The organism is Actinoplanes sp. CA-051413, assembly GCF_050955795.1.
In the GTDB taxonomy this organism is placed as follows: Bacteria; Actinomycetota; Actinomycetes; order Mycobacteriales; family Micromonosporaceae; genus Actinoplanes.
The window spans coordinates 6,758,128-6,772,995 of record NZ_CP192100.1 but is presented as its reverse complement, the minus strand read 5'-3'; the positions used below and the strand labels follow the sequence as shown (position 1 = coordinate 6,772,995).

The 14,868-nt window shown below is 72.3% G+C and carries 13 protein-coding genes and 1 tRNA gene; 10 read left to right on the top strand and 4 right to left on the bottom strand.

Features of this window, described 5'->3' with window-relative positions; translation table 11 throughout:
• Positions 1–54: 54 nt before the first annotated feature.
• From fdh to nrfD, 3 genes are read left to right on the top strand one after another with little or no spacing between them, the layout of a single operon-like run.
• Entirely contained in the window at positions 55–3,324 is a 3,270-nt protein-coding gene (gene fdh / locus ACQP2Y_RS31875; RefSeq protein WP_433719100.1) for a formate dehydrogenase, read from the top strand.
• Positions 3,324–4,388, top strand: a complete 1,065-nt coding sequence (locus tag ACQP2Y_RS31870) for a 4Fe-4S dicluster domain-containing protein (protein WP_433719098.1) — start codon at positions 3,324–3,326, stop codon at positions 4,386–4,388. Before fdh ends, ACQP2Y_RS31870 begins: the two co-directional genes overlap by 1 nt.
• A complete protein-coding gene (gene nrfD / locus ACQP2Y_RS31865; protein ID WP_433719096.1) occupies positions 4,385–5,527 on the top strand; it encodes an NrfD/PsrC family molybdoenzyme membrane anchor subunit in 1,143 nt (380 codons plus the stop codon). The genes ACQP2Y_RS31870 and nrfD overlap by 4 nt, the downstream gene beginning before the upstream one ends.
• A 4-nt stretch (positions 5,528–5,531) precedes the next feature.
• Here nrfD and ACQP2Y_RS31860 read toward each other — a convergent pair whose 3' ends face one another.
• Positions 5,532–6,095, bottom strand: coding sequence for a TetR/AcrR family transcriptional regulator (locus ACQP2Y_RS31860; RefSeq protein WP_433719093.1), 564 nt, complete (start codon positions 6,093–6,095; stop codon positions 5,532–5,534).
• 70 nt (positions 6,096–6,165) lie between these two features.
• Here ACQP2Y_RS31860 and ACQP2Y_RS31855 point away from each other — a divergent pair, with 70 nt between their 5' ends.
• Positions 6,166–7,050: an SDR family oxidoreductase gene (locus ACQP2Y_RS31855; RefSeq protein WP_433719090.1), complete on the top strand. Its 885-nt coding sequence runs from the start codon at positions 6,166–6,168 to the stop codon at positions 7,048–7,050.
• Positions 7,051–7,071: 21 nt separating this feature from the next.
• Here the strand turns inward: ACQP2Y_RS31855 and selD are convergent, their stop codons facing one another.
• A complete protein-coding gene (selD, locus tag ACQP2Y_RS31850) occupies positions 7,072–8,085 on the bottom strand; it encodes a selenide, water dikinase SelD (protein WP_433719089.1) in 1,014 nt (337 codons plus the stop codon).
• 67 nt (positions 8,086–8,152) lie between these two features.
• On the opposite strand from selD, the gene ACQP2Y_RS31845 reads away from it, so the two are divergent.
• From ACQP2Y_RS31845 to ACQP2Y_RS31830, 4 genes are all read left to right on the top strand, one after another.
• Positions 8,153–8,245 (top strand) — tRNA-Sec (locus tag ACQP2Y_RS31845).
• Between the two features lie 100 nt (positions 8,246–8,345).
• Positions 8,346–9,179: an MBL fold metallo-hydrolase gene (locus ACQP2Y_RS31840; RefSeq protein WP_433719086.1), complete on the top strand. Its 834-nt coding sequence runs from the start codon at positions 8,346–8,348 to the stop codon at positions 9,177–9,179.
• 17 nt (positions 9,180–9,196) lie between these two features.
• Positions 9,197–9,673, top strand: a complete 477-nt coding sequence (locus tag ACQP2Y_RS31835; RefSeq protein WP_433719084.1) for a MarR family winged helix-turn-helix transcriptional regulator — start codon at positions 9,197–9,199, stop codon at positions 9,671–9,673.
• Positions 9,674–9,689: 16 nt separating this feature from the next.
• The gene (locus ACQP2Y_RS31830; protein WP_433719083.1) at positions 9,690–10,088 is read left to right on the top strand and encodes a carboxymuconolactone decarboxylase family protein; all 399 of its coding nucleotides are present in this window, start codon (positions 9,690–9,692) and stop codon (positions 10,086–10,088) included.
• A gap of 284 nt (positions 10,089–10,372) precedes the next feature.
• On the opposite strand, the gene ACQP2Y_RS31825 is transcribed toward ACQP2Y_RS31830, so the two are convergent.
• Positions 10,373–11,446, bottom strand: coding sequence for a pentapeptide repeat-containing protein (locus ACQP2Y_RS31825; RefSeq protein WP_433719081.1), 1,074 nt, complete (start codon positions 11,444–11,446; stop codon positions 10,373–10,375).
• A gap of 92 nt (positions 11,447–11,538) precedes the next feature.
• Between ACQP2Y_RS31825 and selA the strand changes: the two genes are divergently transcribed.
• Both selA and selB read left to right on the top strand, forming a co-directional pair.
• Positions 11,539–12,843: an L-seryl-tRNA(Sec) selenium transferase gene (gene selA / locus ACQP2Y_RS31820; protein ID WP_433719078.1), complete on the top strand. Its 1,305-nt coding sequence runs from the start codon at positions 11,539–11,541 to the stop codon at positions 12,841–12,843.
• Positions 12,843–14,594, top strand: a complete 1,752-nt coding sequence (gene selB / locus ACQP2Y_RS31815) for a selenocysteine-specific translation elongation factor (RefSeq protein WP_433719076.1) — start codon at positions 12,843–12,845, stop codon at positions 14,592–14,594. The genes selA and selB overlap by 1 nt, the downstream gene beginning before the upstream one ends.
• A gap of 1 nt (position 14,595) precedes the next feature.
• Here the strand turns inward: selB and ACQP2Y_RS31810 are convergent, their stop codons facing one another.
• On the bottom strand, positions 14,596–14,826 hold the full coding sequence (locus ACQP2Y_RS31810; protein ID WP_433719073.1) for a hypothetical protein: 231 nt from the start codon (positions 14,824–14,826) through the stop codon (positions 14,596–14,598).
• Positions 14,827–14,868 lie beyond the last annotated feature (42 nt).

Genomic DNA, 14,868 nt, shown 5'->3' with positions numbered 1-14,868 from the left:
CATCGCCGGCCGCACGCCGTGCGGGGTGCCGGGAGGTCGTCTAAGGTCGATCTCATGGGAGTCCGCACCTGGATCGGGCACTGGCCGGTCTACCGGCAGCTGACCGGCACCGACCCGCTGGGCCGGGGCGCCGCGGCGCAGTCCGACCGGTCGAAGTCGCTGACCGCGCGCACCGAGACGGCCGACTCCATGGCCCGGTCCGTGTGCCCGTACTGCGCGGTCGGCTGCGGTCAGCGGATCTTCGTCAAGGACGGCCAGGTCGTCCAGATCGAGGGCGACCCGGACAGCCCGATCTCCAAGGGCCGGCTGTGCCCCAAGGGCTCGGCCAGCAAGAGCCTGGTCACCAGCGACCGCCGCCAGCAGAAGGTGCTCTACCGGCGCCCCTACGGCACCGACTGGGAAGAGCTCGACCTCGACACCGCGATGAGCATGATCGCCGACCGGGTGCTCGCCGCGCGCGAGCAGACCTGGGAGGACAACGACGCCGAGGGCCGCCCGCTCAACCGCACACTCGGTTTTGCCAGCCTCGGCGGCGCGACGCTGGACAACGAAGAGAACTACCTGATCAAGAAGCTCTTCACCGCCATGGGCGCACTCCAGATCGAGAACCAGGCCCGTATTTGACACTCCGCCACCGTTCCCGGTCTGGGAACCAGCTTCGGCCGTGGCGGGGCCACCGGATTCCTCCAGGATCTGGCCAACGCAGACTGCATCATCATCCAGGGCTCCAACATGGCGGAGGCCCACCCGGTGGGCTTCCAGTACGTGGTGGAGGCGAAGAAGCGCGGCGCGAAGATCATTCACGTCGACCCCCGGTTCACCCGTACCAGCGCGCTGGCGCACAGCTATGTCCCGGTGCGGGCCGGCGCGGACATCGCGTTCCTGGGCGGGATCGTCAACTACATCCTGAGCAACGAGAAGGACTTCCGGGAGTACGTCGTCGCGTACACCAACGCGTCCATGATCGTCAGCGAGGACTTCCAGGACACCGAGGACCTCGGCGGGCTGTTCTCCGGCTACGACCCCGAGACCAACGCGTACGACCAGAGCTCCTGGGCGTACGAGGGTCAGGAGGACGAGGCGCAGAACGAGGGCGAGGCGCACGCCGACCGGGAGACCGCCTCCGGCCTGGAGCAGGAGTCGCACGGCCCGCCGGTGCCCGCCGACGTGCCCCGTGACCCCACGCTGCAGCACCCCCGCTGCGTCTACCAGGTGCTCAAGCGGCACTACGCCCGCTACACGCCGGAGGTCGTGGAGCAGGTCTGCGGCGTCCCCCAGGACAAGTTCCTGGAGGTCTGCGAGGCCTGGACGGCCAACTCGGGCCGCGAGCGCACCACCGCCCTGGTCTACTCGGTCGGCTGGACCCAGCACAGCGTCGGCGTGCAGTACATCCGCACCGGCGCGATCATCCAGCTGCTGCTGGGCAACATGGGCCGTCCCGGCGGTGGCGTGATGGCGCTGCGCGGGCACGCCAGCATCCAGGGCTCCACGGACATCCCGACCCTGTTCAACCTGCTGCCCGGCTACCTGCCGATGCCGCACCACACCCAGCACGAGACGTTCCGGCAGTGGGTCGACGCCATCCGGCACCCCGAGCAGCAGGGCTTCTGGGCCAACGCGGAGTCGTACGCGGTCAGCCTGCTCAAGGCGTACTGGGGCGAGGCTGCCACCGCGGACAACGACTGGGGCTACAGCTGGCTGCCCCGGCTGACCGGCGACCACGGTACGTACCAGCAGGTCCTCGACATGATCGACGGCAAGATCAAGGGGTACTTCCTGCTCGGGCAGAACCCGGCCGTCGGCTCCGCGCACGGCAAGGCCCAGCGCCTGGGCATGGCCAACCTCGACTGGCTGGTGGTCCGCGACCTGTTCATGATCGAGAGTGCCACCTTCTGGAAGGACGGCCCGGAGGTCGCCACCGGCGAGATCGTGCCCACCGAGTGCAGGACCGAGGTGTTCTTCATGCCCGCGGCCTCGCACGCCGAGAAGGAGGGCACCTTCACCCAGACCCAGCGCATGCTGCAGTGGCGCGAGAAGGCCCTCGACCCGCCGGGCGACTGCCGCTCCGAGCTGTGGTTCTTTTACCACCTGGGCCGCATGGTCCGGGAGCGCCTGGCCGGCTCGACGCTGCCCCGCGACCAGGGCATCCTCAACCTGACCTGGGACTACCCGCTGCACGGCGAACGCGGCGACGAGCCCAGCGGCGAGGACGTGCTCAAGGAGATCAACGGCTACGACATCGCCACCGGCGACCTGGTGCCCAACTTCACCTCGCTCAAGCCCGACGGCTCCACCGCCTGCGGCTGCTGGATCTACTCCGGCGTCTTCAAGGACGGCGTCAACCAGGCAGCCCGCCGCAAGCCCGGCTCGGAGCAGGACTGGGTGGCCCGCGAGTGGGGCTGGGCGTGGCCCTCGGACCGGCGCACGCTCTACAACCGCGCGTCCGCCGACCCGGACGGTAAGCCGTGGTCGGAGCGCAAGAAGTACGTGTGGTGGGACGAGGAGGCCGGCGAGTGGACCGGCTACGACGTGCCCGACTTCGAGAAGACCAAGCCGCCGTCGTACCGGCCGCCGGAGGGTGCGACCGGCGTCGAGGCCATCTCGGGTGACGACGCGTTCATCATGCAGGGCGACGGGAAGGGCTGGCTGTACGCACCCAGCGGCCTCATCGACGGCCCGATGCCCACCCACTACGAGCCGGTCGAGTCGATCGTGCGCAACCCGCTCTACCAGCAGCAGGCCAACCCGACCCGCAAGCTGTACGAGCGGGCCGACAACCTGACCAACCCCAGCGCCCCCGAGCAGCACTCCGACGTCTTCCCGTACGTCTTCAGCACCAGCCGGCTCACCGAGCACCACACCGCCGGCGGCATGAGCCGGCAGCTCGCGTACCTGTCGGAACTGCAGCCGGAGATGTTCGTCGAGGTCTCCCCGGAGCTGGCCGCGGAACGCGGTCTCGAGCACCTGGGCTGGGCGCACATCGTGACCGCCCGGGCGGCGATCGAGGCGCGGGTGATGGTCACCGACCGGCTCACCCCGCTGCGCGTCGACGGCCGGGTCATCCACCAGCTCTGGCTGCCGTACCACTGGGGTGGCGAGGGGCTGGTCACCGGCGACTCGGCCAACGACCTGATCGGCATCACCCTCGACCCGAACGTGCTCATCCAAGAGAGCAAGGTCGGCACCTGCGACATCCAGCCGGGCCGCCGCCCGACCGGGCCGGAGCTGCTGGAGTACGTCGTCGGCTACCGCCGGCGGGCCGGGCTCGCGCCGGACCACCACACCCCCATGCTGACCAGCAACGAGCCGGAGGAGCCCGGATAATGGCCGGACCGAACAGCCTCTACGGCCCGTTGGACCCCGCGCCCGACGCGGGTTACGTCGACGCGCCACCACGGATGGGCTTCTTCACCGACACCAGCGTCTGCATCGGCTGCAAGGCGTGCGAGGTGGCCTGCAAGGAGTGGAACCTGATCCCGGACGACGGGTTCAACCTGCTCGGTCAGTCGTACGACAACACCGGCGGCCTGACCGCGAACTCGTGGCGTCACGTCGCGTTCATCGAGCAGCCGGTGGCCGACCGCGGCGGATCGACGGACACTCCCGGCGCGTTCGCCGGCCTGCCGGTCGGCCCGTCGGTGAGCGCGCACACCGCCGTGGTGGCGGCCGGCAGCGGGCAGGACCAGGGCACCGACCCGGGGATCCCGCCCGCGGTGGACGCCTTGGCCGCGGCGGCCACGATCACGGCCCCGAACGGACCGCAGTTCCTCGGCATGCCCGGTTCGGACCTGCCCGGCCGCACCATGGACGCGCCGCGCAGCGACTTCCGCTGGCTGATGATGTCCAACGTCTGCAAGCACTGCACGCACGCCGCCTGCCTGGACGTCTGCCCGACCGGGTCACTGTTCCGCACCGAGTTCGGCACGGTCGTGGTGCAGGAGGACATCTGCAACGGCTGCGGCTACTGCATCCCGGCCTGCCCGTACGGCGTGATCGACCAGCGCAAGGACGACGGCCGGGCCTGGAAGTGCACGATGTGCTACGACCGGATCGGTGACGGCATGACCCCGGCGTGCGCGAAGGCCTGCCCGACCGAGTCCATCCAGTACGGCGAGCTCGACGAGTTGCGCGCCCGCGCCCAGCACCGCGTGGAGAAGCTGCACGAGCAGGGCGTCGACTCGGCCCGCCTGTACGGCGAGAGCCCGGACGACGGCGTGGGCGGCGACGGCGCGTTCTTCCTGCTGCTCGACGAGCCCGAGGTGTACGGCCTGCCCCCGGACCCGATCGTGACCACCCGCGACCTGCCGGACATGTACAAGCGGGCCGGGCTGGCCGCGCTGGCCATGGCCGCCACGGTGATCGCCTCGTTCGTCGGACGGCGCGGATGAGGCCCCGCGAGGAGGCGGAACGCCCCCGCGACGACTCGGTCAGCCCGCCGCCCGCGGGACGGCCCGGCAGCGGCCTGGCCCGCGACGAGGCCCCCGGCGGCCCGGTACGCGACACCGCCCGCAAGGGACGCCGGCGCGGTGGCGGCCGGGGTGGCGACCGGTCGATGGTCCCGCCGGCGGAGTTCCGGTCCTACTACGGGCGGCCGATCGTCAAGGCCGCGGTGTGGCATCACGACATCGCCGCGTACCTGTTCACCGGTGGCCTCGCCGCGGGCTCCGCGCTGCTGGCCGCCGGCGGTGACGCCTCCGGGCGCCCGGCCCTGCGCCGGGCCGGCCGGGTCAGCGCGCTCGGTGCCGTCCTGGCCAGCACCTACTTCCTGGTCAACGACCTGGGCCGGCCGGAACGCTTCCTGCACATGCTGCGGGTGGCCAAGCCGACCTCGCCGATGTCGATGGGCACCTGGATCTTCAGCGCCTTCGGTGCGGCGGCGGGAGCGGCGGCGGTTGCCGAGGCGGCTCCGCTGCTGCCGGACAGGGGAGTGCTCGGACTGGCCCGCAAGCTGCTCCCGCCGGTGGGCACGGCCGGGCAGTACGGCGCCGCTGTGGTCGCGCCGGCGCTGGCGACGTACACGGCGGTGCTGCTGGCCGACACCGCGACGCCGAGCTGGCATGCGGCGTACCCGGAACTGCCGTTTGTCTTCGCGGGCAGCGCGCTGGCCAGCGGGGCCGGGGTGGGCCTGCTGGCGGCCCCGGCCGACCAGGCCGGCCCGGCGCGGCGGATGGCCGTGCTCGGCGCGGCGATGGAGCTGTACGGGGCGCACCGGGTGGAGACGACCAAGGGCATCCTGAGTGAGCCCTACACCGAGGGCAAGGCCGGCAAGCTGCTGCGGGCCGGCCGGACGCTGACCGCGCTCGGGGTGGCCGGGGCGGTCCTGGGACGCCGCAGCCGGGTGGTGTCGGCGCTGTCCGGGCTGTCGCTGCTGACGGCCTCGCTGGCGACGCGGTTCGGGATCTTCGAGGGTGGGCTGGCGTCGGCGCGCGATCCGAAGTACACGGTGCTGCCGCAGCGGGAGCGGCTGGCGCAGCAGGCTGCTGCGAACGGCAGCGACGGCGGCGCGAAGACCCAGCAACCGGGGTAGCGCCTCAGCCGATCCGGCCGATCAGCATCCTGAGCAGCTCGTCGCCGGTGACCTGCCACTTCTCGGCGGTGAGGTGGCCGCTGTTCTCCATCGCGATGATGCCCTGCACGCTCGCCATCACCAGCGCCCCGATCGGCCGGGCCCGCTGCGGATCACCGATGACGGCGGCGACGATGGCCAGGAACTGGTCGTGCGTGCGGGAGACCGCGGCGAGCGCCTCGGGGTGCTCGGCGGCCGGCGCGGAGAACATCAACGCGTACGCGTGCGGGCGGCGCCGGCCGACGTCCATGAGCCCGGCCAGGGCCAGCTCCAGGCGCTCGGACGGCGGCCGGTCCGCGGTCAATGTGTCAAGCTGCTCGCTCACCGCCTCCCAGCTCTTGGTCGCGACCGCGGCGAGCAGGTGCTCCTTGTCCGGGAAGTGGCCGTAAGGAGCGCCCCGGGACACCCCGGCCCGGGCGCCCACCGCGCGCAGCGTCACGGCGTCGACGCCACCCTCGTCGAGCAGCTCGGCCGCCGCGTCGACCAACGCGCGTCGGGTCGCCGCCGCGCTCTCCACTCTGCTGACCATGCCGGCAATCTACCTGACAATGTCATCCGATTCACTTGACAATGTCATCTGAATGCGTAGCGTGTGTCATATGACAACGTCACACGAAGAGTTGATCCTGATCAGCGGCGCCTCCACCGGCATGGGCGCCGCGACCGCCCGCGAGCTGGCCCGCCGCGGCTACCACGTGCTCGCCGGAGTCCGGCGCGAAGCGGACGCCGACGCGTTGCGCGCCCCGAACCTGGAGCCGGTGCTGCTCGACATCACCGACCCGGCTCAGATCGAAGCGGTAGCCGGCCGCATCACCGCCGACCCGGCACGCCGACCGCTGCGCGCGGTGATCAACAACGCCGGCATCGCCATCAACGCGCCGGTCGAGCTGCTGTCGATGGCGCAGTGGCGGGAGCAGTTCGAGGTCAACTTCTTCGGGCACGTGGCGGTCACCAAGGCCGTCCTGCCCGCACTGCACGCCGCCGGTGGCCGGGTGGTGAACATCAGCTCCATCGGCGGCAAGGTCGCGCTGCCGACCTATGGCGCGTACGCCGGGGCGAAGTTCGCCATGGAGGCGATGAGTGACGCGTTGCGCCGGGAGCTTGCCCCGCACGGTGTTCAGGTGGTGGTCGTCGAGCCCGGTGGCGTGCGCACCGAGATGGCCGGCCACGCGGTCGAGCGGGCCGACGACATCATCGCCGGGCTGTCGCCGGTCGAGCGGGGGCGGTACGAGGGGCTGTTGCGGGCGATCGTCAGCCACGCCACGGCGTTCACGAAGGCGGGGCGTCCGGCCGAGGCGGCCGGGCGGGTCATCGCGGATGCTGCGACGGTTCGGCGGCCGCGTACTCGGTACACCATCGGGCGGGATGCTGCGGTGCTCACGCGGCTGTCGCGGCTGCTTCCGGATCGGGTGCTTGACCGGCTGCTTGCTGCTGACTTGCGCTCGCATTTTCCCAAGGAGCAGCCCGCGACCGTGGCCGGCTGAGCGCGGGCTGTCTGGCGGCGGTCAGCGGACCAGGAGGGTCGTGCCGTCGCCGCGGGCGGGGAGCAGCTCGCCGATGACCGGGTAGCCGGGCACCTCGCCGGCCACCAGCAGCCCGCCGGAGGTCTGCGCGTCCGCCAGCAGCAGCAACTCGTCCTCGGAGACACCGTCCGCGTCCAGGTGCGGGCGTACCCAGTCCAGATTGCGCCGGGTGCCGCCGCTGACGTACCCGGCGGCGAGGGCGTCCCGGGCACCCTCCAGATAGGGCACCGCCGCCGCGTCCACCCGGGCGGTCAGCTTGCTGGCCCGGGCCAGCTTGTGCAGGTGCCCGAGCAGCCCGAAGCCGGTGACATCGGTCGCGCACACAGCCCCGGCGGCCAGCGCGGCCTCGGAGGCGGCCCGGTTGAGCCCGGTCATCGCGGCGACGGCCTGCGGGAAGACCTCCCCGGTGTTCTTGTGCCGGCTGTTGAGCACCCCGATGCCCAGCGGCTTGGTCAGGGTCAGCGGCACGCCGGCCGCCCCGGCGTCGTTGCGCAGCAGGTGATCGGGGTCGGCGATGCCGGTGACGGCCATGCCGTACTTGGGCTCCGGGTCGTCGACGCTGTGCCCACCGGCGACGTGGCAACCGGCCTCCCGGGCGACGGCCAGGCCGCCGCGCAGCACCTCGGCGGCCAGTTCCATCGGCAGCAGATCCCGCGGCCAGGCCAGCAGGTTCACCCCGACGACGGGCGCGCCGCCCATGGCGTACACGTCGGAAAGCGCGTTGGCGACGGCGATCCGCCCCCAGTCGTAGGCGTCGTCGACCACCGGCGTGAAGAAGTCGGCGGTGGCGACGATGGCAACACCGTTGGCGATCCGCACGACCGCGGCGTCGTCGCCGTCGTCCAGCCCGACGAGGAGCTCACCCGGCCCGCGCGGCGCGGACTCGCCCATCAGGCCGGAGACGACGGTCTCCAGCTCGCCCGGAGGAATCTTGCACGCGCAGCCACCGCCGTGGGCGTACTCGGTCAGCCGTCGGCTCTGTGTAGACGTCACCATCGCACTCTTGCACGATCACCGGCCTCCCGCCGAGCGGGACCGCGGCGCGCGGCCTAGGGTGATCGACGGAGGCGTTCAGGTGGCTGGTGCCCCTCCCGGTCTTCAAAACCGGTGTGGCCCGGTATCCGGGCCGGGCGGGTTCGATTCCCGTCCGCCTCCGCTCCCCAGCATGAGCTCAAGCCCTCACCGGCTTGCGGTCGAATAATCGTCTGAACCAAGAAAGTCTTGCCTCAGACGTTCTCAGCTCGTACGGTCTCTTCATGTCTCCTCTCCCCGCCGCCCACCCACCGGCGGACATGGCCATCTACCACTTGCCGACCGGCACCTACGAGACCCGGGCGGCTCTCGCCGTCCGGGGCGGGTCGTTCCGCGACAAGCGCCAGTTCGCCGCATCCGCGATCCTGGTGCGGCACCCGGACGGCGACCTGCTGATCGACGCCGGCTTCGGCGCCGACGTCGCCGCGCACATCAAGCTGCTGCCCGCCTTCGTCCGTGCCCCCTACCAGGTGGGCCGGACGGTGCAGGAGCAACTCGACGCCGCCGGCTACAGCCGCGACCGGCTGGCGGGCGTGCTGCTCACCCATTCGCACTGGGATCACGCGAGCGGCCTCGACAGCCTGCGGGGCACGCCGCTCTGGATGAACGCCGACGAGCAGCGGTACGCCGCCAAGGACCCCGACGGCAAAGTGTTCCGCCTGGTCTCCCGCGGCTACGGCATCCGCGAGTACGCCTTCCCGGACGGGCCGTATCTCGGCTTTCCCTCGAGCTACGACGTGCACGGCGACGGCTCGGTCGTCATCGTCCACGCGGCCGGCCACACCGAGGGTTCGGTGATCGTCTTCGTGACCGTGCCCGCCGGCCACCGGTACGCCTTCATCGGCGACCTGACCTGGCAGATCGACGGTATCCGCCGGCGGGCCGAACGGCCGTGGCTGATGAGCAAGCTTGCCGACAGCGACCCCGGTCAGGTGCGCCGGGATCTCGACCGCATGATTGCTCTGGACGGCCTGATGCAAATCGTCCCCGCGCACGACCTCGGCTCCTACGACGGGATCCCGCTGCTGGTGCCCGAGGGCGCCGGTCGCTCCCGCTGAAGACGTACGGTGCTCGCATGCACAGCCCGCAACCACCCGGGGACGTCGGCCCGCGTCCCACCATCGACTCCGAGATCACCTGGCTGCTGCATCGCGCGGCCCAGCGCATGCGCGCCGCGACCGGTGACGTGGCCGAGAAGCACGGACTCACGCTGCGCGAATACATCGTGCTGAGCGCCCTGCACAAGAGCCCGGGTCTCACCCAGGGCGAACTCGGCAAGACCCTGGGGCTCGACAAGACGACCCTGATGAGCCAGCTCGATCGGCTCGAGCGCAACGGCTTCGTCGTGCGGCACAACGATCCGCGTGACCGCCGGCTGCGCATCCCGGTGATCACCACGGACGGCGAGTCTCTGCGTGCGAAGGTCGCCGCCGCCTGCGACACCGTTGAGGCCTCGGCCCTGACCAGCCTCGACCCGGATGAGATCCAGGACCTGCGGCGGTTGCTCCTCGCCGTGATCGGCGACGTGGAGGACCGCGGGTCCTGCCTATGACCCACCAGGAGTGAAGATGGCCATCCCCCCGCACGATCTGAGTGACCGCGCCGCCGCCGGGCGGGAGGTCTACGCCCGCAACTTCGGGGTGTCCCCGGCGGAGGTGGAACGGCTCATGACCCAGCACGCCGGCCCGGTCTTCACCCAGGAGGCGTACGAAGCCGCCGGCGGCCCGGGCTGGCAGAGTCCCGCCTTGACCGACCGGGACCGGAGCATCGCGGTGATCGCCGTGCTCGTGGCCCAGAACGTCACCGGCCAGCGGCTGTCGACCTACCTGTCGCTGGCCCGCCGCAACGGTCTCGACCTCGAGGGGCTCACCGCGCTGATGGTGCTGCTCGGCTCGTACGTCGGCCAGCCGTACAGCTCGCTGGGGATGGAAGCGGTGCAGCGCTCGGCGACGGTAGGCGAGGGGTAGGCAATGGGTAGAAGATCGCTTGTGACAATCCCCGCGCAGTGACACGCTTCGACGCGTGCTTGCCGTTGAAGATCAGTCGGGAAATGTCAGCGGACCGGTGCTCATCATCGTTCTGCTGGCGGGCGGGACCATTTACCTCTTCGGTTATCTGCGGGCCGTCCTGCACCGGGCGAACCGCGATTACAAGACCACCAAAGCGGCAGTGAAGCCACTGCGGAAATCGTTCTGGACGGCGTGGGTCGCGGCCTTGCGGACCGGCGTCCTCGTGGCGATCGGGCTGGCCCTCATGGTGGCGTGGTTCGTCCGGGACGTGCGCCGCGCCGAGAGCGAGCCGATCCCACCGCCTTCGCCAAGCGTGTCAGTGCGGAAGCCGGCCCGCTGACCGGTGGCGGCGGCAACGGCGTGAACGGGCCCCAATCGACTGTTCCTCCGATGTGCCGGGCTCCGTCAAAGTTCGCCGCCGCCGGCGCCTGAACGTTCTTGAACGACACATTTCCGTCGGCGAACGTGGCATTGGAGAAGTCGATCGTGCTGCCGGTGAGCACGGCATGGTCGAAGGTGACGGATTGGCCGGCAAAGGTGGCCCTGGAGAACCACATCGGCGCGCCGTGCAGCCGCACCCCGTCGAAATAGAACCGGCCGGCGAATGTCACCCGGTGGAAAGTCATGTGGCCGGTGGAGGTGAGTTCGGCGCCGGAGAGATCGCCGCTGTCCAGCACCGCGCCCTCGAAGCTGAACCGGTAGCCGGACCACTTCGTCTCGCTCCAGCGGGTCTCCGGGCGCAGGTGGTTGCGCAGCACCCGGAACAGCGTCCGGCGTACCTCACGTTCGCCCGCGCCGGCCTCAGCGCCGTGCGGGTCGTACGGCATGCGGATGTACGCGCACAGCACGTCGATGCACATCTGCCGGGACTTCTCCCAGTCGTCGGCCAGGTCGGCCATGGCGTACACGCCGGCGACCCGTACCCGGGCCTGCTCGTGACCCAGCTGGTCCACCGCCTTCGCGAAGCGTTCCCGCAGGATGCGGTCGGTCTCGCGGTCCTCGGCGGCCTCGCCGTGGCGCTGTTTGCGGTAGGCGACGGTCAGCGCGACAACCGCGCCGACACCGCCCACCGTCGCCAGAATCAGCTTGATGCTGTCCAGCCGTTCGGCGGCAGTGAGGGGGCGGGCGGCCGCCGATGCGGAGGGGTTCGGGGTCGGCGCGGTCCCGTCCGGCTTGCCGAGGCCGGCCCACAGCAGCACGCCGAGCAGGACGGCCAGCGCCGTCCCGAGTGTCAGCAGCAGGGCGACGTGCCCGAGCAGCGACCGCGGCCAGATCGTGAAAGGGCTCCGGCTCCGCGCTTTACTGTTGAAATTCACGAGCGTCAGTATGGCGATCCGGGGTACCCGTGGCTGCGGGCAGCGACGCCCGCAGTACGGTGGATCAGCGGCAGGTGACGGAGGAGGCTCGGGTGGCTGAGGCCACGGTTGACCGGCGCAGGCTCGTCCCGCGTACCGATGCGGTCCTGGCCGATCCCCGGCTCGTCGACGCCGCCGCCCGGCTCGGCCGGGCGCCCGTCAAGGCCGCCGTCGTCGCCGCCCAGCAACGCGCCCGCACCGGTGAGCTCGACCCCGCCGACGTGGCCGCCGCGGCCCTTGCCGCCCTCCCGGAAACGGCCGGCGGCCTGCGGACCGTCCTCAACGCCACCGGCGTCGTCCTGCACACCAACCTCGGCCGGGCCGCGCTGTCCCCGGCCGCGCTCGCCGCCGTCGCCGCGGCCGGCGCGCACACCGACGTCGAGCTCGACCTGGCCACCGGCGTCCGGGCCCGCCGCGGGCGCACCGCGCTGGCCGCCCTGGCCGCGGCCGTCCCCGCCGCCGGGGACGTGCACGTCGTCAACAACGGCGCCGCCGCGCTCGTGCTCACCGCCACCGCCCTCGCCGCCGGCCAGGAGATCGTCGTCAGCCGGGGTGAGCTCGTCGAGATCGGCGACGGTTTCCGGCTGCCCGACCTGCTCGAATCGACCGGGGCGCGGCTGCGGGAGGTCGGCACCACCAACCGCACCGCGCTCGCCGACTACGCCGCCGCGATCGGGCCGCAGACCGGCTTCATCCTCAAGGTGCACCCCTCGAACTTCGTGGTCCGCGGCTTCACGAAGGCCGTCGACGTCAGCGAGCTGACCGGGCTCGGCGTGCCGGTCGTCGCCGACATCGGGTCCGGGCTGCTCGCGCCGGATCCGCTGCTGCCGGACGAGCCCGATGCCGCCACCACCCTGCGCGCGGGCGCGGACCTGGTCATCGCCAGCGGGGACAAGCTGCTCGGCGGCCCGCAGGCCGGGCTGCTGCTCGGCGCCGCCGCGCTGATCGAGCAGCTGCGCCGGCACCCGCTGGCCCGGGCTCTGCGGGTGGACAAGCTCACGCTCGCCGCTTTGCAAGCGACGCTGACCGGGCCGACGACCCCCACCTGGCAGGCGCTGCGCTACGACCTCGGCTCCTTGCGGGCCCGCACCGAGCGGGTGCGGGACCAACTGGCCGGGGTCGAGCTGGTCGAATCGGTCGCGGTCGTCGGTGGCGGCGGGGCGCCCGAGCTCGAGCTCCCGTCGTGGGCGCTGTCACTGCCCGACCGGTACGCCGCAGCGCTGCGGCTAGGTGCCACCCCGGTGGTCGGCCGGGTCGAGCGGGGACGTCTCCTGCTGGACCTGCGCTGCGTTCCCGAGGAGCGCGACCCCGACCTGATCCTCGCGATCCGGACCGCGCTCGGGGCCGGGGGCCGCTGATGCACGTGCTCGCCACCGCCGGGCACGTCGACCACGGCAAGTCCACCCTGGTCCGCGCCCTCACCGGGATGGAGCCCGACCGCTGGGCCGAGGAACGCCGCCGCGGCATGACCATCGACCTCGGGTTCGCCTGGACCTCGCTGCCCTCCGGCGCCACCGTCGCGTTCGTCGACGTGCCCGGCCATGAACGCTTCGTCGGCAACATGCTCGCCGGGGTGGGGCCGGTGCCGGCCGCCGTTGTGGTCGTCGCCGCGGACGAGGGCTGGCGGGCCCAGTCGGCCGAGCACCTGGCCGCGCTCGACGCCCTCGACGTACGGCACGGGCTGCTCGTCGTCACCCGCAGCGACCTCGCCGATCCGGGGCCCGCGATCGAGCACGCCCGCGCCGAGATCGCGGCGACCTCGCTCGGCACCGTCGAAGCCGTGGCGGTCAGCGGTGTCACCGGCGCCGGGCTCGACGAGTTGCGGGCCGCGCTGGACCGGCTTGTCGCCGAGCTGCCCGCGCCCGACCCGGCGGCCGCCGTACGGCTGTGGATCGACCGCTCGTTCACCGTCAAGGGCGCCGGCACTGTCGTCACCGGCACGCTCGGCGCCGGGGAGCTGCGCGTCGGCGACGAGCTGGAGCTGACCGGCGCCGCCCGGCCGGTGCGGGTCCGCGGTCTGCAGAGCCTCGGTGCCGCCGCCGAACGGGTCGGCGCGGTCGCGCGGGTGGCGATCAACCTGCGCGGCGTCGACAAGGACACCATCGGCCGCGGTCAGGCGCTGCTCACGCCCGGCCGGTTCCGGCTCACCGACCTGATCGACGTACGCGTGCACGGCGATCCCGTGGCCGACCTGCCCGCCACCGTCACCCTGCACACCGGTTCCGCCGCCGTGTCCGCCCGGGTCCGTCCGCTGGGCGCGGACACCGCCCGGCTGCGGCTGCACACGCCGCTGCCGCTGCGGATCGGGGACCGGGCCCTGCTGCGCGATCCCGGCCGGCACCACGTGGCGGGGGGAGTGACCGTGCTCGACGTCGTACCCCCGGGTCTGTCCCGGCGCGGCGCGGCCGCGACCCGGGCCGCCCAGCTGGAGAGCATGTCGGGGCCCGACCTGAGCAGTGAGCTGCACCGTCGTCTTCTGGTACGCCGTGCCGACCTGCTCCGGATGGGCGTCAGCGACCCGGGGGAGCCGGTCGCCGGGGACTGGCTGGCCGACCCCGCGCACTGGGCGGGACTGGGGGAGCGGCTGGCGCGGGAGGTGGTCCAGCACGCCGCCGAACATCCGCTGGAGCCCGGCGCCCCCGTCGAGGCCCTGCGGCACCGGCTCGGCCTGCCGGACCGGGCCCTGGTCGAGGCGCTCGTGCGGCCGCCGCTGGTCAACCGGCGCGGACGAATCTCCACCGGTGCCGCCGACGTGCCGGCCGAACTGGTCACGACGGTGGAGCGGGCCTTCGACGGGCTGGGCGACCGGCCGTTCGCGGCGCCGGACGCGTACCGGTTGAGCGAGCTCGGGCTCGGCACCCGGCAACTCGGCGCGGCCGTCCGCGCGGGTCTGGTGGTGCAGCTGGCCGACAACGTCATCCTGCGGGCCGACGCGCCGCGGCGGGCGGCGCAGGTGCTGGCCGGGCTGCCCGGCCCGTTCACCGTCAGCGAGGCCCGGCGGGCTCTGGACACGAGCCGCCGGGTCGCCGTCCCGCTGCTGGAACTGTTTGATACCACCGGCGTCACCCGGCACCTGCCGGACGACCGCCGGGTCGTCGAGACCGGCTGAACTACTCGGGCCGGACGGCCGCCGTGTCGCCCGAGACCGCGTCGACGTCGTAGCCGGCGCGCCGCACCTCGGCGTCGTTCGCGTCCGCCGCCGGGTCGTCGTCCGCCCCGAAGTCGACGCCGTCGTCCGGCCCGCCGGGGAGGTTCTCGCCGGGCGGGCGCATCGAGGCCGCGTGGGCCGGCGTTCCGTCGGGCTCGTCAGTGTCGCTGCGGTCAGTAACGTGATCGGTCATGCCCTCGGCGTTCCCGCCGGCAACCGGGTCAAACCCGGGGTC